Origin of the sequence: Mycobacterium sp. 852002-51163_SCH5372311 (assembly GCF_001667115.1) — a bacterium.
Taxonomy (GTDB): Bacteria; Actinomycetota; Actinomycetes; order Mycobacteriales; family Mycobacteriaceae; genus Mycobacterium.
Genome location: NZ_LZIJ01000014.1, coordinates 119,636 through 140,767 on the forward strand (window position 1 = coordinate 119,636; position 21,132 = coordinate 140,767).

Consider the following 21,132-nt stretch of genomic DNA (forward strand, 5'->3'; position numbering starts at 1 on the left):
TTGCCGTGCGACTCAAGCTGACGGTGGTGTTGTGGCTGGCCACCACGGCCGCGCTGGTCTTGCTGGTTCCCGCATCGTGGTTGCAGAGGAACATCGTCGACGTCGACGGCTACGGCAGGCTGGCCCGCAAGGCCGCCGGCGATCCCGCGCTGCAGTCCGCCATGGCGGCCGAACTCACCACGCGCGCCATGCGGCTCATCACCGATCACGGGGGCACTGCGGACACCTCGCAGGTGCACGACGTGATCGCGAAATTCACGGCCGGCCCGGCCTTTCCGCCGTTGTTCGCCGAGGCGAACAAGGTCGCCCACAACTGGTTGTTCAGCAATCCGCAGTCCGGTCAGGACCCTGAGTGGGTGGTAGATCTGGCCCCGATGCTCAACGAGAGCTCGGTGCAGCAGATGCTCACCAGTCACCACGTGACGGTCCCGACGAAGCTGACGGTTCCTGTGACGGTGTCGGTGCCTTCGACGACGCAGTCGTTGCGGCAGGGCCAGCTCAGCTGGCTCGCCACCTGGGGTCCCTGGGCCAGCATGGGCGCGGCGGCCATGAGCGCCCTGTGCGGCTTTCTGCTGCTGGTTGCCGCGCGGCGCCGCGGCAGGGCGCTGGCCGGGATCGGCGTCTCGGTGCTGCTCGTCGGCGCTGCCGGATGGACCGGCATCGAGCTCGCCGACCGGCGGATCATCACCGAGCTCAATCGGACGACCGGCGATTTCCGCACTGTGGGTGACGTGATGGTCCGCTATGCCAAGTCCAGCCTGCATGAATGGCTCAACCTGACACTGCTGGCCGGGGCCACCCTGGTGGTGCTCGGCGTGATTGTCGCGGCAGTGTTCAGCCTGCGCAGGAAGTCAGCTTAAGGGCAACTGCGCCAACACCGCGCCGGTCGGCTGCGGCGACCCGGCGCCGGGTTCCACCGTGAACGCCAGCACCGTCGACGCTCCGATGTCGCGAACCATGGCTCTCGTCGACGGTGCAACGGCGGCGGTCCCCATGGTTCCCGCCGACGTCGGAGACCCATTGGTGCCCATCAGCCACATTTGGTACACGGTGCCCGGCGACGGCGGCGCCACGTTGTTCATCACCAGCACACCCGCGTTGCGGTCGCGGGAGAACATGAACGTGGCCGTCCCGGTGCCCAAGGGGCGAGAGACCGTCTGCACGTCCGGCGCCGTCAAGACCTGCTCGGCGACCGTCTGGCGGGGCGGCGGCCGCATCAGCACGCCGGCACCGAATGCGGACAATCCGATTACGATTGCTGCGGCAGCCGCCAAAAGGGCTGTACGCCAACGTCGTTGCCGCCTGGCCTCGAGCTGCGTCGGTTCGGCGGGTGCGGTTAGGGCCAGCACCGCTGCCCGTAGATACGCCGGTGGTTGGACGGCCGTCCCCGCCGAGACCACCGCCATGGTCTCGCGCACCGCCCGCACTTCGTCGCGGAATTCAGCCGCGACGGCAGATGCCGCGACCCGGCGATCGATGTCGGCTTTTTCCTCGTCGGTCAGCGCATCCAGCGCATAGGGCGTGGCCAGGTCGAGCAGTTCGGATTCGTTCGGGCCGGTCATGACACGTCCAGACAATTGCGCAGGCCGCGCAGCGCGTCACGCATGCGGGATTTTATCGTCGACAGGTTGGCGGCCAGCCGCTGCGACACCTCGGCATACGTCAACCCGCCGTAATACGCCAGCTCGATGCACTCGCGCTGCGCTTCGGTCAAGCCCTCGAGGCATCGGGTCACCCGGCGCCGCTCGTCGCTGGCGATCGCCGAGTCGGCGACGACGTCGCCGGCGGTCTCCACGGTGGCGGCGCCATAGCGTCCTTCTCGCTTGGTGCCGGCTTGCTCGGCACGCACCCGGTCGACCGCGCGCCGGTGCGCCATGGTCAGCAGCCACGCGAGCGCGGATCCCTTGGCCGAGTCGTATTCCGACGCTGTCCGCCACACCTCGAGATAGATCTCCTGGGTGGTTTCCTCGCTATAGCCGGCGTCACGCAACACCCGGATCACCAATCCGTACACCCGGGATTTGGTGAGGTCGTAGACCGTGGCGAAGGCGTCGCGGTCGCCGCCGGCAACCTTGCGCAGCAAGGCGTCCAGGTCGCCGCTCAGCCCTGACGGTCCGGTCATCGATCGGTAGCCTATCGTCAGCCAGAGTCACGGGGGGCAATCTGTTCATCACGGTTTTCCCGTTCGTGGCGGCCAGGGCACGAAATACGGTGTCCGCTTCCGGTATTCGGCGAACCCCGGCCGGTCCCGCATGTACCGCTCGGTCAGCCTGGCGCCGCTGACGTGCACCAAGAAGTAAGTCATCACCAGCGGTGAGCCCACCGTGGCCAATGCCAACCAGCCGTTGAGGCTAACCAGCCACAGCCCCCACCAGACGCAGGCGTCGCCGAAGTAGTTGGGGTGGCGGGTCCAGGCCCACAGCCCGCGGTCCATGATGGCGCCGCGATTCTGCGGGTCGGACTTGAATGTCTTGAGCTGTCGATCGCCGACGGCCTCGAAGGTGAAGCCGAGCAGCCATACCGCCACGCCGAGCGCGGTGACGGGCAGTAACGGCTTGGGCGTCGGTGCGGCGGACCCCGAAGTGGCCGATAGCTGCAGCGGCAACGAGATGAACCAGCCCAGAAAGCCCTGCAACAGGAAGACCTTGCGGACAACCTGGACGGGGGACGCATCGCGAAGCAGGTCGGCGTAGCGGCGATCCTCGCCCTTCCCGACGGTCTTGCGCTGTATGTGCCAACTCAGCCGCAAGGCCCAGATCGCCACGAGGGCCAGTAGGAGCCACCGTCGGGTGGGGTCGCCGTGGCCGAGCAGGGCGGCGACGGCGGCGACAACGACGAAACCTAGGCCCCATGCCACGTCGACGACGTTGTAGCGGCCGATCCGCCTACCGATCAGGAACGTCACCGAATGCACCACGGCGAGAGCCAAAGCCGAAGCGGCCGAGACGATCACGAAGTTCATGGCTCGACCCCCCGCACAAACGTCCACTGGTAGACGTCCAGATAGCCCGACCGGAAACCCGCCTCAGAATGAGCCAGGTAAAGCTCCCACATGCGCCCGAACACCTCGTCGAAGCCCAACTGCGCCAACTCGTTTCGGCGCTGCGCGAACCGCTCCCGCCAGAGTCGCAGAGTTTCGGCGTAGTGCGGGCGCAGCGAGGCCATGTCGACCGTGCGCAAAGCGGTGCGCCGCTCGGTGATGCCGGCAATGGCCTGGGTGGACGGTAGCAGTCCGCCGGGGAAGATGTACTTCTGGATCCAGGTGTGCGTGTGACGAGTGGCCAGCATCCGTGCGTGCGACATGGTGATTGCCTGGATCGCGACCCGGCCGCCCAGGCGAACCAGCCGCTCCAGCGCGGCGAGATACTGCGGCCACGAGTGGTATCCCACGGCTTCGATCATCTCGACCGAGAGCACTGCGTCAAAATCGCCGGCCCCGATGTCGCGGTAGTCGCACAGGTCGATCTGCACTAGGTGGGACAGACCGGCCGCGGCGACCCGCCGGCGGGCCAGCCGCTGCTGCTCCACCGACAGCGTCACCGAGCGGACGCGGGCCCCACGGGCGGCCGCGCGGATGCACAGTTCGCCCCATCCGGTGCCGATCTCCAGCACCTGGCTGCCCGGCCGGACCAAGGCGAGGTCCAGCAGCCGGTCGATCTTGCGCCGTTGTGCCGCAGCCAAATCCGGCCATGCGGCCGGCATCTGGGTGAACAGCGCGCTCGAGTACGTCATGGTCTCGTCGAGGAACTCGGCGAACAGCTCGTTGGACAGGTCGTAGTGCTGGGCGACGTCACGTCGCGCCTGCTCGCGGTCGGTCCCTCGCCAGCGAGGGCGGAAGGCCGGACCGAGTGGCCGCAGCCGTTGCAGCGCGCTCGGTACCAGGTCGGTGACCGACTGCGCCAGCACCGTCAGCAGCCCGGCGAGATCATTCGACGACCATTCGCCGGCCATGTAGGACTCGCCGAAGCCGATCAGGCCGTGCCGTCCCAGCCGGCGCGCCAGCGCGTCCGGCCGGTGCAGGAAGAGGGCCGGGAGTGTCGGATCCGCCGCGCCCATCACCGTGCCGTCGGGGTAGATCAGCCGCATCGGTAGCCGGGCCGCAGCGCGGCGCAGCAGCCCTTCGGCGACCACCGCCGACGCGGCCGCAATCGGACCCGACGGGACCCTCGCAAGTGCCGGCCACCGCATCGGATCTATTGCCGCTGAAGGCTTTCGGAATGTCTCGACGCTCATCGCGGCACCACCGGCACTCCGCGCCACCACAACTTGAGCCCCTGGATCCGGATCCTCGCGGCCACCAGCCACGGCGCCAACGGCGATACGAGCTGCATGACGGCGACCTCTCTGGTGGTTGCCGGCCGTCGCTCACCGCGCATATTCGCCACGAACTTTGGAATCCCCGCGTCGTAGCCGCCGTGCAGCGACACGGTGATGTCGACTTCGCTGTCGGGACGTGGTGCACACACCCGGTAGTGGCCGTCCACCGGATTGAACGGCGAGACATAGAAGGTCTTCGTCGTCAGCACGGGCAGTTCGGCCGGCGGCAACAGGTAGGCGTGGCGCTGGCCGTAGGTGTTGTGCACCTCGGCGATCACATGCCGCAACACGCCTTCGCGGTCGTGACACCAAAAAACGCTCAACGGGTTGAAAACATAACCGGCGACGCGGGCTTGCAGCAGCGCGGTGATGCGGCCGTCGGGAGCGGCTAGGTCATGCTCGGCGAAAAACGCCTCCAGCCGGTCTCGTAGCGAGCTTCCCGGGGCGCCGAACAAGTGGTCGTCGGCGCGAAATCGTGCGAAGGGTCGCAGCCACCAGGGCAGCCGGGGCGGTTCGTCGATATCGAAATACCAGCTGTAGCTTCGGTATTCGAACGAATGGTGCACCGGCACCCGTCGGGAATGGGTGATCGTGGTCCGGTAGATCGACGGCGTCGGCGTCAGCATCTGACCACCGCCTCGCGATCGCGCGGCTTGGCCGGCGCCGGCCAGTCGGCGCCCAGCCGCCGTGCTGCGCGCAGTCCCGATGCGGCACCGTCCTCGTGGAAGCCCCAGCCGTGGTACGCGCCGGCGAACACCACCCTGTCGTCATCCAGCGTCGGCAAAGCGCTTTGCGCGGCAACCGATTCCGGTGTGTACAGCGGGTGGCTGTAGGTCATCTCGGCGATCACCGATCGAGGGTCCACGCGGTCTTCACCGCCGAGTGTGACCAGATACCGGCGCTGGCCTCGCAGCCGCATCAGCCTGCTGACGTCGTAGCTGACCACCACATGGTCGCTGCCCGGAGCCACCAGGTAGTTCCACGACGCGCGGGCGCGGCGACGGCGGGGCAACACCGATTCGTCGGTATGCAGCTGGGCGCGGTTGGTCGAATAGGTGATCGAGCCCAGCACGTGGCGCTCCCGGGCGGTCGGCTTGTCGAGCAATAGCAGCGCCTGGTCGGGATGGACGGCGACGACGGCCGCGTCGAAAAGCCGCGGCGGGTTACCGCCCGCTTGCACCAGCACGCCGTCCGGCGTACGGCGCAGCCGGTGCACGGGCGTTCCGGTCGCCACCTCGTCGAGCCGAGAGGCGATGGCCTGCACGTAATTTGCCGATCCGCCTGTCACGGTGCGCCACGTCGGCGAGCCGAAAACCGACAGCATGCCGTGATGGTGGAGGAAGACGAACAGGTACCGGGCGGGATAGCGCAACGCGGTGTCGCCTGCGCACGACCACACCGCGGCCACCAGCGGCGTGATGAAGTAGTCGACGAAGTATGACGAGAAGCCGTGGCGCTGCAGAAAGGTTTCCAGCGTTTCCAGGTGGTCGCCGGCATCGTCGGCCAGCATCCGGAGCGCGGCACGGTGGAAGCGGATGATCTCGGTGAGCATCAGCAGATAGCGCGGGCGCAGCGACTGCGGGCATGCGAACAGCCCGCGGGCGCCGAGCGCGCCGGCGTATTCGAGTCCGATATCGTCCGCCCGCACCGACATCGACATCTCGGATTCCTGGGTGGCGATGCCGAGTTCACCGAACAACCGGCAGAGCGTCGGATACGTCCGGTCGTTGTGCACCAGAAAGGCCGAGTCGACCGCCACCACACTGCCGTCGCTGTCATTGACGAAGTGGGTGTGCGCGTGGCCGCCGAGCCGAACGTCGGCCTCGTACAGGGTGACTCGGGCGGCCCGATCCCCGCCGGACACGAGGTAGGCGGCGGTCAGGCCGGCCACGCCGCTACCGATTACCGCTATCGAGCGTCCGAACTCCTGCTGCACATCACTTATTCGGAGCGGCTGGGCGGGTGGACGGAGATTCTTCAGTTGCATCGACCACATGAATTTCGTCTGCAGGCATACAGTCCCCTACGCGGTCTGGACCGACGCAGTCGAATCAATCGCTCGACTCCGCGCTGGTGAGGTCGATAGGCTCTGTCGTCGGAAGGTGGACTCGAAAGGGATGCTGATGAAACCAGGCATCGAACTTTCCGCCATTCACCCGGCGGTCGAAGCGGGGGTGAACAACCGGGATATCGACGGACTCATGGCGTTATACGCCGAGGACGCCAGCATGGTCCTCGTAGACGGATCCGTCGCCACGGGATTATCTGCCATCCGTGAGCAGTGGTTGGGTCTGCTCGCGATGAACGGGCATATCACGTTGCGCACTCGATTTGCGATCCCAGCAGGCGAGCTTGCTGTGCTGAGCAACGAATGGACGTTCGAGGTTGGCGGAGCACAGATTTCGTCGGTAGCCGCTGAGGTAGCGCAGCGTCAATCTAGTGGAGGTTGGCTCTACGTCATCGATCACCCCTTCGCAGGCTCGGAGCCCGACGAACTGGCCACGATCGCGGCAGCGATGGGGGCGTCCGCCACCTGAGACGGCGCGGGCAATTCGACGCCTTGACCTGACCGGCCCAGGTGCGTACGCGTGCCACGCCGCATTACTGACGGGAAGCATTGTGCGCCTTAGGGTTTGGTGACATGGATTTGCAAGCGGCTATGTGCCGGGGAAAGAACCGGATTGCTAGGAGCAACAGTTCGGGTCCAACGCGGCACACAACGCCTGCAACGCGTCCGGACGGACCCGATGGAACACGTTCATCCCGCGCCGGCTCGAGGTTATGAGCCCCGCCTTACGCAGCTGGTTCAGATGATGGCTGACCGTTGACTCGCTAAGTTGCAACACCGCCGCAAGCTCTCCCGAGATCTCCTCGCCTGTGGAGGAACTGAACAGATACGACACGATCTTGACCCGCATCGGATCTGCCAGGGCCTTGAGACGCAATGCGACCTGCAACGCGTCCTCATCGCTCATCGGACCCGAGGCCATCGGGGCGCAACAGACTGGCGCACTCGTGTCGATCACCGGCAACGCTTTGGGCATCACACCATCCTGCCACAAAGATTGACATATATCGGAAAGGTGGCATGCTGAGGGCCACGCCGCTAGTTCGATATATGTCTCAAAACTCGGAGGTCCGCTTAACATGTCTCGCGTTCAATTGGCCCTCAACGTCGATAACCTCGACGAGGCAATCACGTTCTACTCCAAGCTGTTCAACACCGAGCCGGCCAAACGCAAGCCCGGCTACGCCAACTTCGCCGTGCCTGAACCACCGCTCAAGCTGGTCCTGATCGAGAACCCGGGCCAGGGCGGCTCGCTCAACCACCTCGGCGTCGAGGTCGAGTCCAGCGAGACGGTGCGTGCGGAGATCGCCCGCCTGAGCGGAGCCGGTCTGTTCACCGAGGAGGAGATGAACACCACCTGCTGCTTTGCCACCCAAGACAAGGTGTGGGTTACCGCGCCCGACGATGAGAAGTGGGAGGTCTACACCAAGCTGGCCGACGCCGAGACATTCGGCGTATCCGAACCCGCTGCCGGACAGGCCGACGCCTGCGCGTGCAACTGCGGCACGAAAGCCGCCGGGTGAGCGCACCGGCCACCCCCAACCACACGCCCGTCGTCGGGAAGCTGTCCACGCTCGACCGATTCCTACCGCTGTGGATCGGCGCCGCGATGATCGCCGGGCTGCTGCTGGGCCGCGCCGTCCCCGGTCTCGACCGGGCGCTCAGCGCAGTCCAGCTCGGCGGCATCAGCCTGCCTATCGCCATCGGGCTGCTGGTGATGATGTATCCGGTGCTGGCCAAGGTCCGCTTCGACCGGCTCGACGCCGTGACCGGCGACCGCAAGCTCATGGCCGCGTCACTGTTGCTCAACTGGCTGATCGGCCCGGCCCTGATGTTCACGCTCGCGTGGCTGCTACTGCCCGACCTGCCCGAGTACCGCACCGGCCTGATCATCGTCGGCCTGGCGCGGTGCATCGCGATGGTCATCATCTGGAACGACCTCGCGTGCGGCGACCGGGAAGCCGCCGCAGTCCTGGTCGCACTCAACTCGGTGTTCCAGGTGATCATGTTCGCCGCGCTGGGCTGGTTCTACCTGTCGGTCCTGCCCGGCTGGCTTGGCCTGGATCAAACCTCAATCAGCGTCTCGCCGTGGCAGATCGCCAAGTCGGTGCTGATCTTCCTCGGCGTGCCCCTGGGCCTCGGTTACCTGTCGCGCCGGATCGGCGAGCGCACGAAGGGCCGCGACTGGTACGAGAGTCGGTTCCTACCGATGGTCGGGCCGTGGGCGCTCTACGGGCTGCTGTTCACCATCGTGATCCTGTTCGCGTTACAAGGCCACCAAATCACCACCCGGCCATGGGATGTCGCTCGGATCGCGCTGCCACTTTTGGCCTACTTCGCAATCATGTGGGGCGGAGGTTACCTGGTAGGCGCCGCACTGGGCTTGGGTTATGAGCGCACTACCACCCTGGCGTTCACCGCCGCGGGCTACAACTTCGAGCTGGCCATCGCGGTAGCGATTGCCACGTATGGCGCCGCCTCCGGACAAGCCCTGGCCGGTGTGGTGGGACCGCTGATCGAGGTGCCCGTGCTCGTCGCACTGGTATACGTTTCCCTGGCTTTTCGACCGCGCCTATTCGCGCTGCCAACAATGAGCGCCGAATGAGCCGCAGACCCAGCGTCCTGTTCGTCTGCGTACACAATGCGGGCCGCTCCCAAATGGCCGCCGCACTGCTTACTCACCTCGCCGGCGATCGCATCGAAGTCCGCTCCGCGGGAACCGAACCCGCAGACCAGGTAAACCCTGCCGCCGTCACAGCCATGGCTGAACTTGGTATCGACATCGCCGCCGCAGCCCCCAAAATCCTGACCCCCGACACGGTGGAGTCCAGCGACATCGTGATCACCATGGGCTGCGGCGACACCTGCCCCTACTTTCCCGGAGTCGCCTATCGCGACTGGAAACTCGATGATCCAGCAGGCCAACCCCTCAACACCGTGCGCGCCATCCGCGATGACATCGCCGACCGCGTCCGTGCGCTGATCGGTGAACTCCTCCCCGACACCACCACGTGAACACCGCACTCGTCCGGCTTGCCGCGGCGGGTCAGCGATGGCCGAAGACCCACCCCTCGCGAAAAGCCTGATTCCGCACTTACGCGACGCGTAAGGCGCCAGTCGTGCCGGACGGTAAACCCAACATCCTGGTGATCTGGGGCGACGACATCGGGATCACAAACCTGAGTTGCTACAGCGACGGCCTGATGGGCTATCGCACGCCCAACATCGACCGGATCGCCAACGAGGGAATGCGGTTCACCGATTCCTATGGTGAGCAGAGTTGCACGGCGGGCCGTGCCGCGTTCATCAGCGGGCAAAGCGTCTACCGCACCGGGATGAGCCAGGTCGGCGCGCCTGGATTCGACATCGGTTGGGCCGCAGCGGATCCGACGATCGCCGAGCTGCTCAAGCCGCTGGGTTATGCCACCGGCCAGTTCGGCAAGAACCACTTCGGCGACCTGAACAAGTATCTGCCGACCGTGCACGGGTTCGACCGCCCAATCCTGGCGGTAGGCAATTCCAACGGCGACATCGCGATGCTGCAGTACACGCACGCCGCCGAGCCGTCGCTGTGCATGCTGGTGCGCCACGACGACGCCGACCGCGAATTCGACTATGCCACCGGCGCGGAAAAGGCTCTCGGCGAAGCCAATACGCAAGGCTGGACCGTTGTCAGCATTCGCGAGGACTGGGTGACTGTCTTCGAAACCTAGGGCGGCCCAAAGCGATCGCAGATCGCCACGCACATTCCGGCAGCAGGAATGCGCACCCAGTGCAGTGGCTCATTCCCCTCGTGCGTGCACAGGATCGGTCCGGTGTCCCCCCACAGCTTCGTACCTTCCGTCGAGCATGGCTCGAAGTCGGCGTGCGCTGTGCCACTTTGGATGAGGAACACGCATGAAGCGAGCGCCGCGAGTATCGCCATGCCGACGAACCTCAGTGCCTTCACGATCAACACCCTCCCTGTACCGAACTTGGCGACCGGCAACAGAGCACGGCGGCCCTCGCTCATCGACTATCCCCGAAAAAGCCTTATGCCCAGTTCCACACCGACATGTCGCCGCGCGGGTAGTTGTTGCACACGTCAGTTGCCTTGGCCACCACACCCTTGTTGTTGAAGAAGATCTTCATGTGGTTGACCCAGGCGTAGGTCAGTGGATCGCCGTTGTAGAAATTCTCGGAGTACTCCCTGCGCTCCGCCGGCGACAGCGAGAAGAACCAGTGCGCCTTGTTTATCGTCGCTTCCTGCAGGTTGGCGTGGTTGTTGAAGTCGATCATGTAGCGCTGGTAGTAGACCGGGCTGGTGTCCCGAACCGCCGCCAGATACTGCTCTGCGTCGCAGGTGGTGTTGATCATGCGGCGCGGTACCGGGAAGTCCTCGGTGGAATCGGCGACCGCGGCCTTGGGGAAGGTCGCGACGGCGACGCCGAGGCTTACCAGGAGGGCCAGGAACCAAACGCCTGCACGCAGGCTAGAAGTCAGCCGAAACATATCGATAACCGTAACACTCTCAGGGTTCGCTCGAACAGGAATCAAAATCAATAGCCGATCTTACTAGCTGCGGTCATCAGGGACGATGACGTGGTTGGGATCAGGTCGCAACTCCGGCGGAGCCTGACTGTAATCACCGAACGGGCCGTCGCGCCGCTCTACCGCCGCCCGCACACCCTCCGTTTCGGCGGTTCGGATGAAGCCGAGGGCATCTGGGGTGTTGCGCATCAGGCCGTCGAGGACGCCGCCCAGCAACTGGGTGGACGCCAGACCCATGTTCTCGTAGGCCTGGTTGACGATCAGCTTCTGCGCCCGCAACTGGGACAACGGGATTTGCGCCAGCTCGCCGGCTATCTCGGCGACGCGGGCCTCCAGCCGGTCGAACGGCACCGCCTCGTTGATCAGCTCCACCTCGGCGGCCTGCACACCGGTCAGCGGCCGGCCCGTCAGCGAATGCCACTTGACCTTGGCAAAGCTCAGCCGATACAGCCACATGCCGGTCAGGTACGCGCCCCACATGCGGGAATACGGCGTGCCGATCACGGCGTCCTCGCTGGCGATGACGAGGTCGGCGCACAGCGCGTAGTCACTGCCCCCGCCCACACACCAGCCGTGCACCTGAGCGATCACCGGTTTCGTCGCCCGCCAGATGGCCATGAACTTCTGATGGGGCCCCGTCTCGCGCGCGGTGATCACGGCGAAGTCCTTACCGGGGTCCCACTTGCCATCGGTCATCATGGCGTCACCCCAGTGTGCGAAGCCGCCGCCGAAGTCGTAACCGGCGCAGAAGGCGCGTCCGGCGCCGCGCAACACGATGACCTTGATGTCCTGATCCCGCTCGGCCAGCCCGATCGCGGTCTCGATCTCGTCGGGCATGGGCGGGACGATGGTGTTCAGGTGCTCCGGGCGGTTGAGCGTGATGGTGGCCACCGGGCCCCCGGTCCGGTAGAGCAGCGTCTCGAATTCGGATATCGGCATAGCCGAAGCGAAGTGCCGCCCGAGTCGAGTGTCAAGCGTCGGCCCGCCGGCCGGCGCTGGTTCACCGAAGAGCAGAGGGGGTACCACCGACGGCGAGGGTCTCCCGGCAGAGGTGGGTGAGCAATTATGCGCCGGACGGCGGAAAGGCTACGTCCGAGGCGGGAAAGTGGGTTGCGACGGGCGCTGCAAGAGTTCCTTGCGGTGCCACTCGCGATCATCGCCGGGTTCGTCGTGCTGGGGGTCATCACCAGCGTGCTGGACGGTACCGAGGTGGGCTGGCTGCGCCCGGTCGCGCACGCGTTGTCGAAGCTGGCGCCGCCGCAGGAAAACCAGTCGATGCTGCGCACGGTGGCCCCCGGGATGCTCACCTTGATGACGATCACCTTCGTCCTGTTGCTGACGTTGATCCACCGGATGGCCGATGTGTTCACGTGGGTCGTGGTGGAGCAGTTCTTTCGCCGCCTCGTCAACCAAGCCTTCTTCGGCTACTTCGCCGGGCTGTCGGCCTTCTACGTGGTGGTCTTGGCGTTGGTCGACCCGCAGCAAGCCGTGTTCAGTACTGCGGTCGCGCTGATCCTCAGTGTGCTGGCCATGGCTGGATTGGTGGTCTTCGGATATCTGGTGCTCGACCAGCTGCGTCCTCCCTCGGTGGTGGAGCGCATCGTGCAGATCACCATCGCAACGCGCGCCCGCCAGCTGAAGTGGTTGCGGAATGTGCGGAAAGAACCACTTCTCGAGCACCTCCCGGCGACTACCGTCTGTGCCCAGTGCAGCGGCTATCTCGTCGACATCGACTTCGATACCCTCCGTCGCGCGCTCGACTCCGCAACTGGGGCAGCAGAGATCGAGTTCTCCGCCAAGCTGGGAACGCACATCGTCGCCGGCACCCACTTGGCCACGGTCCGTGCCGACGACGAGGGCGAACGTGACCGGTTGGCTGAAGCCGTCCTCGACGCGTTGCGCTGCGGCAGGGAGCGGCAACTGGACCGGGAACCGTCCTACGGTGTGCACCAGCTATCCAGCATGGGGTGGGCCGCTGCGACTCAGCGGGATCCGGAAGCAGCCTTGGTGACAGTCGACGGGTTGCACGAGCTCTTGGCGTACTGGGCTCAGGAGTCCCCGCCGCAAGGCGAGTCAGACGATGAGGACCGGCTGCCGGTGGTCTACCGGGATCGCATTCTTCCCTTGGTGTTGACCGCGCTGGCAAGCATCGCGGTGGGCGCCATCGAGGGTGGGCAACATCAGACCTGTGCCCAGGTGCTGAATGTCTTCGCCATGGCGATTCCGCGCCTATCGCCGGACCACCAACTCTCGGCAACGGCGCAGTTGCGCTATGCGCTGCCGACGGCCACCAGGCACTCGTTTACCGAAGAGCTCGATCGGGCGCTGACTGAGCTGGGCCGGACGCTTTCCGACAACGGCCACCTCGGCGTGGCGGCCGAACTGGACCACGTCGAGTCACGCCTGAACGCTCGACTACCCGGCTGAGGACTCTTGCCGCCGCCGATACAGCCAACGCGTAAGCAGGCCAATCAGCACGACTGCGACCGCTATCAGCAGGTAGGTCTGGTACTGCACAAACTTGGCGTAAATCACCGGGATGTGCGTCTGGGCCAGGTATCCGACCAGGACCCAGAGGCCGACCCACGCAACGGCGCCCACCACGTTGTAGGTCAGGAAACGTCGCCACTGCATCTCGGCCAGGCCCGCGACGATCCCGATCGCCTGGCGCAGCCCGTCGACGAACCGCCCGATCAGCACAACCATGTTGCCGCGTCCGTGAAAAAAGCGCTCGGTAGCCGCGACCCGGCCCTCGGTGAGCAAGACGTAACGGCCGAAGCGGCGCACCAGCGGCCGCCCGCCGTAATAGCCGATGGCGTACCCGAAGTTGTCCCCGATCACCGCGGCCAGCAACGCCAATATCAACACCGCAGCGAGGTTCAAATGCCCCGACGCTGCGTAGACACCGGCCGCGATCAGGATGATCTGGCCAGGTGCCGGAACGCCGACCCCCTCCACGGCGACCACGCCCACCAAGGCCAGGTAGCCGTAGTGGTCCAGAACCGACGAGAGCGGATGCAGCACCCCCGGCAATTGCGACGACATGATCACCGTGGGTGCCCGATCGGCACGGGAGGTAAACGCTCAGGCCCGCAGCATTCGGCGTAGGAACGTGTAGCTGAGCGCCGACTTGAACGCGAGTTGCTCATTGTCGGCGGCACCGGCGTGGCCACCTTCGATGTTCTCGTAGTACCAGACCCGGTGACCGGCTGCCTCCAGGGCCGCCGTCATCTTGCGTGCGTGGCCCGGATGTACCCGATCGTCGCGGGTCGAGGTGGTGATCAGCACCGGAGGATACCTTCGATCCGCCGAAATATTCTGGTACGGCGAGTATTTGGAGATGAATTCCCAATCGTCGGGGTCGTCGGGGTTGCCGTATTCGGCCATCCACGAGGCGCCCGCCAACAACAGGTGATAGCGCTTCATGTCCAGCAGCGGCACGTCGCACACCAGCGCGCCGAACTTCTCCGGGTATTTGGTCAGCATGATGCCCATCAGCAGACCGCCGTTGCTGCCGCCCTGGGCACCCAGCTGCTCGACGGTGGTAATGCCGCGATCGACCAAATCGGTTGCCACCGCGGCGAAGTCCTCGTCGACCTTGTGCCTGCCCGCTCGGATCGCCTGGGTGTGCCAGCCGGGTCCGTACTCGCCGCCGCCGCGGATGTTGGCCAGCGCATAGGTGCCGCCACGAGCCAGCCACAGCCGGCCTAGCACGCCCGCATATCCCGGTGTGTTGGACGACTCGAATCCGCCGTAGCCGCCGAGCAGGGTGGGCCCCGGCCCGTCTGAGCCATTTAAGCCATCCGGCCGCACCAGGAAGTACGGAATCGAGGTGCCGTCCTTCGACTCGACGAAATGCTGTGTCACGGTGATATTTTCGGCGTCGAAGAAGTCCGGCGCTGACTTGATCTGCTCTAGTTGTCCGTCACCGCTGCCGCGCAGCAACCGCGACGGGGTGTCGAATCCACTTGAGTCCAAGAAGAACTCGTCGCCGGTGTCGTCGGCGGCGACGATCACGGTGTTGGTGGCGGCGGGGATGCCGCTCAACGGCCTGCGCCGCCAGCCACTCACAGATGCTGGCGTGACGATCTCGACGCGGCTCGCCACGTCGGCCAGCGTCACGATCAGCAGCCGATCCCGGGTCCATGCGTGGTGAGACAGCGCGGTGTGCTCGTCGGGCTCGAACACCACCGTCAATTCCCTTGCACCGGAAAGGAATGCGGCATAGTCGACGGCCAGCAGCGAGCCCGCGGCGTAGCTCGTGGCGCCGACGGTCCAATCGCTGCGCAGATCGATCAGCAGCCACTCCCGGTGAATCGAGAGGCTGGCGTCGGTGGGTGCTTCGATCCGGATCAGCTCCGAGCCGCGCAGCTCATAGACCTCCTCGTTCCAGAAGTCGAGCGCTCGGGCCAGCATGGTGCGCTCGAAGCCGGGTGTCCGGTCCACCGACGCCATGACGCTGACGTCGGTGCGCGTGCCCTCGAAGACCGTTTCCGCATCGGTCAGCGGCGTACCCCGGCGCCACCGCTTGATGATTCGCGGATAGCCGGAATCGGTGAGCGACTCGTCGCCGAAGTCGGTGCCAACCAGGACGGTATCCGGGTCCGCCCACGCCGTCTGGGACTTGGCCTGTGACAGCTCGAACCCGCCCGCGACGAATTCGCATGTCAGCATGTCGAATTCACGTACGAGGGCGGCATCCGAGCCACCCGGGGAGAGGGTGACCAGCGCCCGGGTGTGGTCGGGCCTGATGACGTTGGCCCCGTGCCACACCCATTTTCGATGGTCGGTTCGCCCCAGCTGATCGATGTCGATCAGGATGTCCCACTCGGGGAAGTCGGTGCGGTAGCTGTCCAATGTGGCGCGCCGCCACAGCCCGCGCGGGTTGTCGGCATCGCGCCAGAAGTTGTAGAGGTACTCGCCGCGGCGGGTCACGTACGGGATGCGGGTATCGGTGTCGAGCACTTCGAGCGCCTCGGCGCGCATCTTCTCGAACTCCGCATCACAGAACTCGGCTTTCGTCGGTTCGTTGCGTGCGCGGACCCAGTCCAGCGCCTGCTCACCGGTGACGTCCTCGAGCCATAGATACGGGTCGGTGACTTGGGCCTCGCCACGTGGAGTCATAGCTGCCATGAGAAAACATTGTGGTCCCGGCGGTAGTGTGAGCTGTATTACATGAGGGTCGAATGAGGGAGCCGAGCAAATGACCGTCTTCGCACGTCCAGGTGCCGCCGGGGCGCTGATGTCGTATGAATCCCGGTACCAGAACTTCATCGGGGGCCAGTGGGTAGCCCCCGCGTCAGGCCGCTACTTCGAGAACCCGACGCCGGTGACGGGCGAGGTGTTCTGCGAAATTCCGCGCTCCGACGAGGCCGACATCGACAAGGCCCTCGACGCTGCGCATGCGGCGGCCCCGGCGTGGGGCAAGACCGCCCCCGCCGAGCGGGCGGCGCTCCTGAACAAGATCGCCGACCGCATCGACCAGCACACCGCCGCGCTGGCGGTCGCCGAGGTCTGGGACAACGGCAAACCGGTCCGGGAGGCGCTGGCCGCCGACATCCCGCTGGCGGCCGATCATTTCCGGTATTTCGCCGCGGCCATCCGGGCGCAGGAAGGCGCGCTGTCCCAGATCGACGAGGACACCGTCGCCTACCACTTCCACGAGCCGCTTGGTGTGGTGGGCCAGATCATCCCGTGGAACTTCCCGATCCTGATGGGTTCCTGGAAGCTGGCTCCGGCGCTGGCGGCCGGGAACGCGGTGGTGCTCAAACCGGCCGAACAGACGCCGGCCTCGATCCTCTACCTGATGTCGCTGATCGGTGACCTGCTGCCGCCCGGCGTGGTCAACATCGTCAACGGTTTCGGCGCCGAAGCCGGCAAACCGCTGGCGTCCAGCGATCGGATCGCCAAGGTCGCGTTCACCGGCGAGACCACCACCGGGCGGTTGATCATGCAGTACGCGTCGCAGAACCTGATCCCGGTCACCCTGGAGCTCGGCGGCAAGAGCCCCAACATCTTCTTCTCCGACGTGATGGCCGCCAACGACGACTTCCAGGACAAGGCGCTGGAAGGGTTCACCATGTTCGCCCTCAACCAGGGCGAGGTGTGCACGTGCCCGTCGCGCAGCCTGATCCAGGCGGACATCCACGACGAGTTCCTGGAGCTGGCGGCGATCCGTACCAAGGCCGTGCGGCAGGGCGACCCGCTGGACTCCGAGACCATGCTGGGTTCCCAGGCCTCCAACGACCAGCTGGAAAAGATCTTGTCCTACATCGAAATCGGCAAGGGCGAGGGCGCCAAGATCATCACCGGCGGCGAGCGCGCCGAGCTAGGCGGTGACCTGTCCGGCGGCTACTACGTGCAGCCGACGATCTTCACCGGGAACAACAAGATGCGCATCTTCCAGGAGGAGATCTTCGGGCCGGTTGTCGCGGTGACGCCGTTCAACAGCTACGACGACGCGATGGGCATCGCCAACGACACCCTCTACGGTCTGGGCGCGGGCGTGTGGAGCCGCGACGGCAACACCGCCTACCGGGCCGGGCGCGAGATCAAGGCCGGACGGGTGTGGGTCAACTGTTACCACGTGTATCCGCCGCATGCGGCCTTCGGTGGCTACAAGCAGTCCGGCTTCGGCCGGGAAGGCCACAAGATGGCCCTCGAGCACTACCAGCAGACCAAGAACATGCTGGTGTCCTACTCGGACAAGGCGCTGGGTTTCTTCTGATGATCCCGGGCGCGCTCATCACCAGCGACGCCGCCGACCTGCTGGCCCGCCTGCAAGAGCGGCACGGGCCGGTGATGTTCCACCAGTCCGGCGGCTGCTGCGACGGGTCGTCGCCGATGTGCTACCCGCGCGCCGATTTCGTCGTCGGCGACCGCGACGTGCTGCTCGGTGTCTTGGACTTGGGTGAACAAGAAGGAGCTGAGGGCGTGCCGGTGTGGATCTCCGGGCCGCAGTACCAAACCTGGAAGCACACCCAGTTGATCATCGACGTGGTGCCCGGCCGTGGCGGCGGGTTCAGCCTGGAAGCGCCCGAGGGCGTGCGGTTCCTCAGTCGCGGCCGAGTATTTACCGACGACGAGAAAGCCCAGTTAGAGGCCGCGCCGGTGATTACCGGCGCGGCTTACGAGCGGGGCGAACGCCCGCCGGTGCGGGGTCATGTGGTGTCTGATAACCCGCCGGGAGCGTGCCCCGTCAGTAGGCCGTAACCGCAGTAATGTCGTAAAGCGTGATCCCGCTTCCGCGACCTTGGTTGCTGGCCAGCGCCATGCTGATCGGCAGCGCGCTGGGGCAGCTGGCGGGGGTGGCGTCGACCTTGTTGGTCCATGCGCGGATCCGGCCGGACGTCGTCATCGCGCTGGTGGTCGGAATTCCCAGTGTGATCGGGTTGCTGGTGATTTTGCTGTCCGGGCGACGGTGGGTGACGATGGTGGGCGCGTTCATCCTCGCGCTCGCGCCGGGCTGGTTCGGTGCGCTCGTCGCTATCCAGGTTGCGTCCGGTGGCTGACAAAAAAGACACCGACAAAGACGCCGAGAACGAGGCTTCTCCGGGAACCGAGGCGTTCGTGCCGGACTTCGACACCGGCGAGCCGTCGGTGGCGTTCGTCCCCGACTTCGACGACGATTCGGAACCCTTTTCGATTGCCGGACTGGGACTGACGCCCGCGCAACCCAAAGAACCCGACGAGGTCGAGGCTGAGAAAGCCGAGCCGTCTTCCGCGGAGGCTGCTGCCGATTCGACCGAGGCGCCCCTTGTGCCGGTCACAGTGCCGGTGACCGTGCCGGGGCGATACCAATACCTGAAGTGGTGGAAGCTGATTGCGGTGATCTTCGGTGTCTGGTGCGCCGCAGGAGTCTTCGGTCTCGGCGTGTTCTATTGGTGGTTTCACACCGTCGACAAGACCTGGCCGGTGTTCGTCGTCCTGGTCTACGTCGTGGCGTGCTCGGTGGCCGGGGTGCTGCTGGCGATGGTTCAGGGCCGGCCACTGATCTCGGCGTTGTCGCTCGCGGTGATGTCGGGGCCGTTTGCCTCCGTCGCCGCGGCGGCGCCGCTGTACGGCTACTACTACTACTACTACTGCGAGCGCACCGGCCACTGTCTGCTGAGCGTCATTCCCTACTGACGGTCCAGCCGGGCACGCGCAAACGTTAGGGTAGTGCGCGTGACCCACTATGACGTCGTCGTCGTCGGGGCCGGCCCCGGCGGATACGTGGCGGCCATCCGTGCCGCCCAACTCGGTCTGAACACCGCGGTCGTCGAACCCAAATACTGGGGCGGCGTCTGCCTCAACGTCGGGTGCATCCCGTCCAAAGCGCTGCTGCGCAACGCCGAACTCGCCCACATCGTCACCAAGGAAGCCAAGACGTTCGGCATCAGCGGCGAGGCGACGTTCGACTATGGAATCGCCTTCGACCGCAGCCGCAAGGTGGCCGAGGGCCGCGTCGCCGGTGTGCACTTCCTGATGAAGAAGAACAAGATCACCGAGATCCACGGATACGGCAGATTCACCGATGCCAAAACGCTCTCGGTTGAGCTCAACGACGGTGGCACTGAAACTGTCACCTTCGACAGCGCCATCATCGCCACCGGCAGCAGTACCCGGCTGGTGCCGGGCACTTCGCTGTCGGAGAACGTGGTCACCTACGAGGAACTGATCCTGTCCCGCGACCTGCCGAAGTCGATCGTCATCGCCGGCGCCGGCGCGATCGGCATGGAGTTCGGCTACGTGCTGAAGAACTACGGCGTCGACGTGACGATCGTGGAGTTTCTGCCACGGGCGCTGCCGAATGAAGATGCCGACGCCTCCAAGGAGATTGAGAAGCAGTTCAAGAAGCTCGGCGTGAAGATCCTCACCGGGACCAAGGTCGAGTCCATCACCGACGGTGGCTCCGAGGTGACGGTCTCGGTCAGCAAGGACGGTAAGCCACAAGAGCTCAAAGCCGAAAAGGTGTTGCAGGCCATCGGGTTTGCGCCCAACGTCGAGGGCTACGGGCTGGACAAGGCCGGCGTCGAGCTGACCGATCGCAAGGCCATCGGCATCACCGACTACATGCAGACCAGCGTCCCGCACATTTACGCGATCGGCGATGTAACCGGCAAGCTGCAGCTGGCTCACGTCGCCGAGGCGCAGGGTGTGGTGGCGGCCGAAACCATCGCGGGCGCAGAGACTTTGGCGCTCGGCGACTACCGCATGATGCCGCGCGCGACGTTCTGTCAGCCCAACGTCGCCAGCTTCGGGCTCACCGAGGAGGAGGCCCGCAACGAAGGCTACGACGTGGTGGTGGCGAAGTTTCCGTTCACGGCAAACGCCAAAGCGCACGGCGTGGGAGATCCCAGCGGCTTCGTCAAGCTGGTCGCCGACGCCAAGTACGGCGAGCTGCTCGGCGGGCACCTGGTTGGCCATGACGTCTCCGAGCTGCTGCCCGAGCTCACTTTGGCGCAGAAGTGGGACCTCACGGCCAACGAGCTGGCGCGCAACGTGCACACCCATCCGACGATGTCGGAGGCCCTGCAGGAGTGCTTCCACGGCCTGGTTGGCCACATGATCAACTTCTGAGAAGCGCATGAAAGCCAGCCAGAGCCGTCAAAGCCCTACCGCTGCACAGATTGTCGGCGCCATCGCCGGTTTGGTTGCCGGCTACGTGCTGTGGCTGGTGGCCATTTCGATCGGAGAGTCCCTCACCACAGTCAGTAAGTGGAGTCTGGCGGTGCTGCTGCTGTCCGGCGCCCTCGCCGTCGGCGCAGTGGTGGGAGGATTGCTGATGCGTTGGCGCCGTAGGTATTTCGCCGCAGCCTTTGCATTCGGCCTGCCGATACTTCCGGTGGTGCTCGCCCTGGCGGTGCTGGCCAACATCTATCTCTGAGGTACCGGCCCGCTAAACTGGGGGCTCGAGCTCCTAATCAGGCTGTGCTGCTTAGCAGATGCCCCCCACCCGGTACGGGTCGACAGCGCAAACTTGTCGTACCCGGCTGCAACGATGAAGTTATGTCCTCGACCGTGGCCGCTCCCGCGGCGGTGAGCCCTGACCAGCGCCTTGAGGTGTTGTTTGAGGAGCTGGCGCAGTTGGCCGGTCAGCGCAACGCGATTGATGGGCGCATCGTGGAGATTGTCGCCGAGCTGGATCGCGATCAATTGTGCGGGGCCACGGGCGCGCGGTCGGTGCCGGCGTTGGTGGCCTGGAAGCTCGGCTGTTCGCCGGCGAACGCGCAGAC

General features: G+C 65.5%; 24 protein-coding genes and 1 pseudogene. 13 read left to right on the top strand and 12 right to left on the bottom strand.

Going from position 1 to position 21,132, the window contains the following annotated elements; all coding sequences use genetic code 11:
• Positions 1–5: 5 nt before the first annotated feature.
• On the top strand, positions 6–860 hold the full coding sequence (locus A5791_RS01880) for a hypothetical protein (protein ID WP_067230052.1): 855 nt from the start codon (positions 6–8) through the stop codon (positions 858–860).
• Here the strand turns inward: A5791_RS01880 and A5791_RS01885 are convergent.
• From A5791_RS01885 to A5791_RS01910, 6 genes are read right to left on the bottom strand one after another with little or no spacing between them, the layout of a single operon-like run.
• On the bottom strand, positions 852–1,562 hold the full coding sequence (locus tag A5791_RS01885) for an anti-sigma factor domain-containing protein (RefSeq protein WP_067230056.1): 711 nt from the start codon (positions 1,560–1,562) through the stop codon (positions 852–854). The genes A5791_RS01880 and A5791_RS01885 overlap by 9 nt on opposite strands.
• Positions 1,559–2,122: a sigma-70 family RNA polymerase sigma factor gene (locus tag A5791_RS01890; RefSeq protein ID WP_067230061.1), complete on the bottom strand. Its 564-nt coding sequence runs from the start codon at positions 2,120–2,122 to the stop codon at positions 1,559–1,561. The genes A5791_RS01885 and A5791_RS01890 overlap by 4 nt, the downstream gene beginning before the upstream one ends.
• A gap of 48 nt (positions 2,123–2,170) precedes the next feature.
• Positions 2,171–2,950 carry a DUF1295 domain-containing protein gene (locus A5791_RS01895; RefSeq protein ID WP_156660948.1) on the bottom strand — a complete coding sequence of 260 codons (780 nt, stop codon included), beginning with the start codon at positions 2,948–2,950 and terminating at the stop codon, positions 2,171–2,173.
• A gap of 8 nt (positions 2,951–2,958) precedes the next feature.
• Entirely contained in the window at positions 2,959–4,233 is a 1,275-nt protein-coding gene (locus A5791_RS01900; protein ID WP_067230170.1) for a class I SAM-dependent methyltransferase, read from the bottom strand.
• Positions 4,230–4,943 (bottom strand): DUF1365 domain-containing protein, encoded by a 714-nt coding sequence (locus A5791_RS01905; RefSeq protein WP_067230076.1) that lies wholly within the window; start codon positions 4,941–4,943, stop codon positions 4,230–4,232. The genes A5791_RS01900 and A5791_RS01905 overlap by 4 nt, the downstream gene beginning before the upstream one ends.
• Positions 4,937–6,253, bottom strand: coding sequence for an NAD(P)/FAD-dependent oxidoreductase (locus A5791_RS01910; RefSeq protein ID WP_067230080.1), 1,317 nt, complete (start codon positions 6,251–6,253; stop codon positions 4,937–4,939). The genes A5791_RS01905 and A5791_RS01910 overlap by 7 nt, the downstream gene beginning before the upstream one ends.
• A gap of 181 nt (positions 6,254–6,434) precedes the next feature.
• Here A5791_RS01910 and A5791_RS01915 point away from each other — a divergent pair, with 181 nt between their 5' ends.
• Complete coding sequence (locus A5791_RS01915; RefSeq protein WP_067230083.1) at positions 6,435–6,854, top strand: nuclear transport factor 2 family protein; 420 nt, start codon at positions 6,435–6,437, stop codon at positions 6,852–6,854.
• Between the two features lie 147 nt (positions 6,855–7,001).
• Here A5791_RS01915 and A5791_RS01920 read toward each other — a convergent pair whose 3' ends face one another.
• A complete protein-coding gene (locus A5791_RS01920; protein WP_067230086.1) occupies positions 7,002–7,361 on the bottom strand; it encodes an Rv2640c family ArsR-like transcriptional regulator in 360 nt (119 codons plus the stop codon).
• 103 nt (positions 7,362–7,464) lie between these two features.
• On the opposite strand from A5791_RS01920, the gene A5791_RS01925 reads away from it, so the two are divergent.
• The 3 genes and pseudogenes from A5791_RS01925 to A5791_RS27600 all read left to right on the top strand — a co-directional run bounded on the left by A5791_RS01925 (position 7,465) and on the right by A5791_RS27600 (position 10,098).
• Positions 7,465–7,908 (top strand): ArsI/CadI family heavy metal resistance metalloenzyme, encoded by a 444-nt coding sequence (locus tag A5791_RS01925; protein WP_067230089.1) that lies wholly within the window; start codon positions 7,465–7,467, stop codon positions 7,906–7,908.
• A pseudogene (arsB, locus tag A5791_RS01930) lies at positions 7,884–9,400 on the top strand (ACR3 family arsenite efflux transporter). The gene A5791_RS01925 and the pseudogene arsB overlap by 25 nt, the downstream one beginning before the upstream one ends.
• 104 nt (positions 9,401–9,504) lie before the next feature.
• Positions 9,505–10,098: a sulfatase-like hydrolase/transferase gene (locus A5791_RS27600; protein ID WP_067230096.1), complete on the top strand. Its 594-nt coding sequence runs from the start codon at positions 9,505–9,507 to the stop codon at positions 10,096–10,098.
• Here A5791_RS27600 and A5791_RS01945 read toward each other — a convergent pair.
• The 3 genes from A5791_RS01945 to A5791_RS01955 form a co-directional block, all read right to left on the bottom strand.
• The gene (locus A5791_RS01945; protein WP_231995768.1) at positions 10,095–10,397 is read right to left on the bottom strand and encodes a hypothetical protein; all 303 of its coding nucleotides are present in this window, start codon (positions 10,395–10,397) and stop codon (positions 10,095–10,097) included. The genes A5791_RS27600 and A5791_RS01945 overlap by 4 nt on opposite strands.
• Before the next feature lie 20 nt (positions 10,398–10,417).
• Positions 10,418–10,876 carry a DUF5078 domain-containing protein gene (locus tag A5791_RS01950; RefSeq protein WP_067230100.1) on the bottom strand — a complete coding sequence of 153 codons (459 nt, stop codon included), beginning with the start codon at positions 10,874–10,876 and terminating at the stop codon, positions 10,418–10,420.
• 63 nt (positions 10,877–10,939) lie between these two features.
• Positions 10,940–11,854 carry a crotonase/enoyl-CoA hydratase family protein gene (locus A5791_RS01955; protein ID WP_067230103.1) on the bottom strand — a complete coding sequence of 305 codons (915 nt, stop codon included), beginning with the start codon at positions 11,852–11,854 and terminating at the stop codon, positions 10,940–10,942.
• A gap of 201 nt (positions 11,855–12,055) precedes the next feature.
• Between A5791_RS01955 and A5791_RS01960 the strand changes: the two genes are divergently transcribed.
• Positions 12,056–13,342: a DUF2254 family protein gene (locus tag A5791_RS01960; RefSeq protein WP_067230107.1), complete on the top strand. Its 1,287-nt coding sequence runs from the start codon at positions 12,056–12,058 to the stop codon at positions 13,340–13,342.
• Here the strand turns inward: A5791_RS01960 and A5791_RS01965 are convergent.
• Together A5791_RS01965 and A5791_RS01970 are read right to left on the bottom strand one after the other, a co-directional pair.
• On the bottom strand, positions 13,331–13,960 hold the full coding sequence (locus tag A5791_RS01965; protein WP_067230179.1) for a DedA family protein: 630 nt from the start codon (positions 13,958–13,960) through the stop codon (positions 13,331–13,333). The two genes, A5791_RS01960 and A5791_RS01965, sit on opposite strands and share 12 nt — an antisense overlap.
• A 39-nt stretch (positions 13,961–13,999) precedes the next feature.
• Complete coding sequence (locus A5791_RS01970; RefSeq protein WP_156660949.1) at positions 14,000–16,039, bottom strand: prolyl oligopeptidase family protein; 2,040 nt, start codon at positions 16,037–16,039, stop codon at positions 14,000–14,002.
• A gap of 79 nt (positions 16,040–16,118) precedes the next feature.
• Between A5791_RS01970 and A5791_RS01975 the strand changes: the two genes are divergently transcribed.
• From A5791_RS01975 to A5791_RS02005, 7 genes are all read left to right on the top strand, one after another.
• Positions 16,119–17,642: an aldehyde dehydrogenase family protein gene (locus A5791_RS01975; RefSeq protein ID WP_067230113.1), complete on the top strand. Its 1,524-nt coding sequence runs from the start codon at positions 16,119–16,121 to the stop codon at positions 17,640–17,642.
• The gene (locus A5791_RS01980; protein ID WP_067230116.1) at positions 17,642–18,127 is read left to right on the top strand and encodes a DUF779 domain-containing protein; all 486 of its coding nucleotides are present in this window, start codon (positions 17,642–17,644) and stop codon (positions 18,125–18,127) included. Before A5791_RS01975 ends, A5791_RS01980 begins: the two co-directional genes overlap by 1 nt.
• 20 nt (positions 18,128–18,147) lie before the next feature.
• On the top strand, positions 18,148–18,426 hold the full coding sequence (locus tag A5791_RS01985) for a putative holin (RefSeq protein ID WP_197504575.1): 279 nt from the start codon (positions 18,148–18,150) through the stop codon (positions 18,424–18,426).
• Positions 18,419–19,042 (top strand): hypothetical protein, encoded by a 624-nt coding sequence (locus A5791_RS01990; protein ID WP_067230119.1) that lies wholly within the window; start codon positions 18,419–18,421, stop codon positions 19,040–19,042. Before A5791_RS01985 ends, A5791_RS01990 begins: the two co-directional genes overlap by 8 nt.
• Before the next feature lie 39 nt (positions 19,043–19,081).
• Complete coding sequence (gene lpdA / locus A5791_RS01995) at positions 19,082–20,476, top strand: dihydrolipoyl dehydrogenase (protein ID WP_067230186.1); 1,395 nt, start codon at positions 19,082–19,084, stop codon at positions 20,474–20,476.
• Between the two features lie 7 nt (positions 20,477–20,483).
• Positions 20,484–20,783, top strand: a complete 300-nt coding sequence (locus A5791_RS02000) for a hypothetical protein (RefSeq protein WP_067230122.1) — start codon at positions 20,484–20,486, stop codon at positions 20,781–20,783.
• 122 nt (positions 20,784–20,905) lie between these two features.
• Positions 20,906–21,132 (top strand): DUF222 domain-containing protein (locus tag A5791_RS02005; protein WP_156660944.1); only part of this gene is annotated, 227 nt, incomplete at its 3' end.

What these genes read in the sequence shown, in the direction of transcription:
- A5791_RS01885 (WP_067230056.1), bottom strand. Translation starts at nt 1,562, where the DNA reads ATGACCGGCCCGAACGAATCCGAACTGCTCGACCTGGCCACGCCCTAT.
- A5791_RS01890 (WP_067230061.1), bottom strand. Translation starts at nt 2,122, where the DNA reads ATGACCGGACCGTCAGGGCTGAGCGGCGACCTGGACGCCTTGCTGCGC.
- A5791_RS01900 (WP_067230170.1), bottom strand. Translation starts at nt 4,233, where the DNA reads ATGAGCGTCGAGACATTCCGAAAGCCTTCAGCGGCAATAGATCCGATG.
- A5791_RS01905 (WP_067230076.1), bottom strand. Translation starts at nt 4,943, where the DNA reads ATGCTGACGCCGACGCCGTCGATCTACCGGACCACGATCACCCATTCC.
- A5791_RS01915 (WP_067230083.1), top strand. Translation starts at nt 6,435, where the DNA reads ATGCTGATGAAACCAGGCATCGAACTTTCCGCCATTCACCCGGCGGTC.
- A5791_RS01920 (WP_067230086.1), bottom strand. Translation starts at nt 7,361, where the DNA reads ATGCCCAAAGCGTTGCCGGTGATCGACACGAGTGCGCCAGTCTGTTGC.
- A5791_RS01925 (WP_067230089.1), top strand. Translation starts at nt 7,465, where the DNA reads ATGTCTCGCGTTCAATTGGCCCTCAACGTCGATAACCTCGACGAGGCA.
- A5791_RS01945 (WP_231995768.1), bottom strand. Translation starts at nt 10,397, where the DNA reads ATGAGCGAGGGCCGCCGTGCTCTGTTGCCGGTCGCCAAGTTCGGTACA.
- A5791_RS01950 (WP_067230100.1), bottom strand. Translation starts at nt 10,876, where the DNA reads ATGTTTCGGCTGACTTCTAGCCTGCGTGCAGGCGTTTGGTTCCTGGCC.
- A5791_RS01955 (WP_067230103.1), bottom strand. Translation starts at nt 11,854, where the DNA reads ATGCCGATATCCGAATTCGAGACGCTGCTCTACCGGACCGGGGGCCCG.
- A5791_RS01965 (WP_067230179.1), bottom strand. Translation starts at nt 13,960, where the DNA reads ATGTCGTCGCAATTGCCGGGGGTGCTGCATCCGCTCTCGTCGGTTCTG.
- A5791_RS01970 (WP_156660949.1), bottom strand. Translation starts at nt 16,039, where the DNA reads ATGACTCCACGTGGCGAGGCCCAAGTCACCGACCCGTATCTATGGCTC.
- A5791_RS01975 (WP_067230113.1), top strand. Translation starts at nt 16,119, where the DNA reads ATGACCGTCTTCGCACGTCCAGGTGCCGCCGGGGCGCTGATGTCGTAT.
- A5791_RS01980 (WP_067230116.1), top strand. Translation starts at nt 17,642, where the DNA reads ATGATCCCGGGCGCGCTCATCACCAGCGACGCCGCCGACCTGCTGGCC.
- A5791_RS02000 (WP_067230122.1), top strand. Translation starts at nt 20,484, where the DNA reads ATGAAAGCCAGCCAGAGCCGTCAAAGCCCTACCGCTGCACAGATTGTC.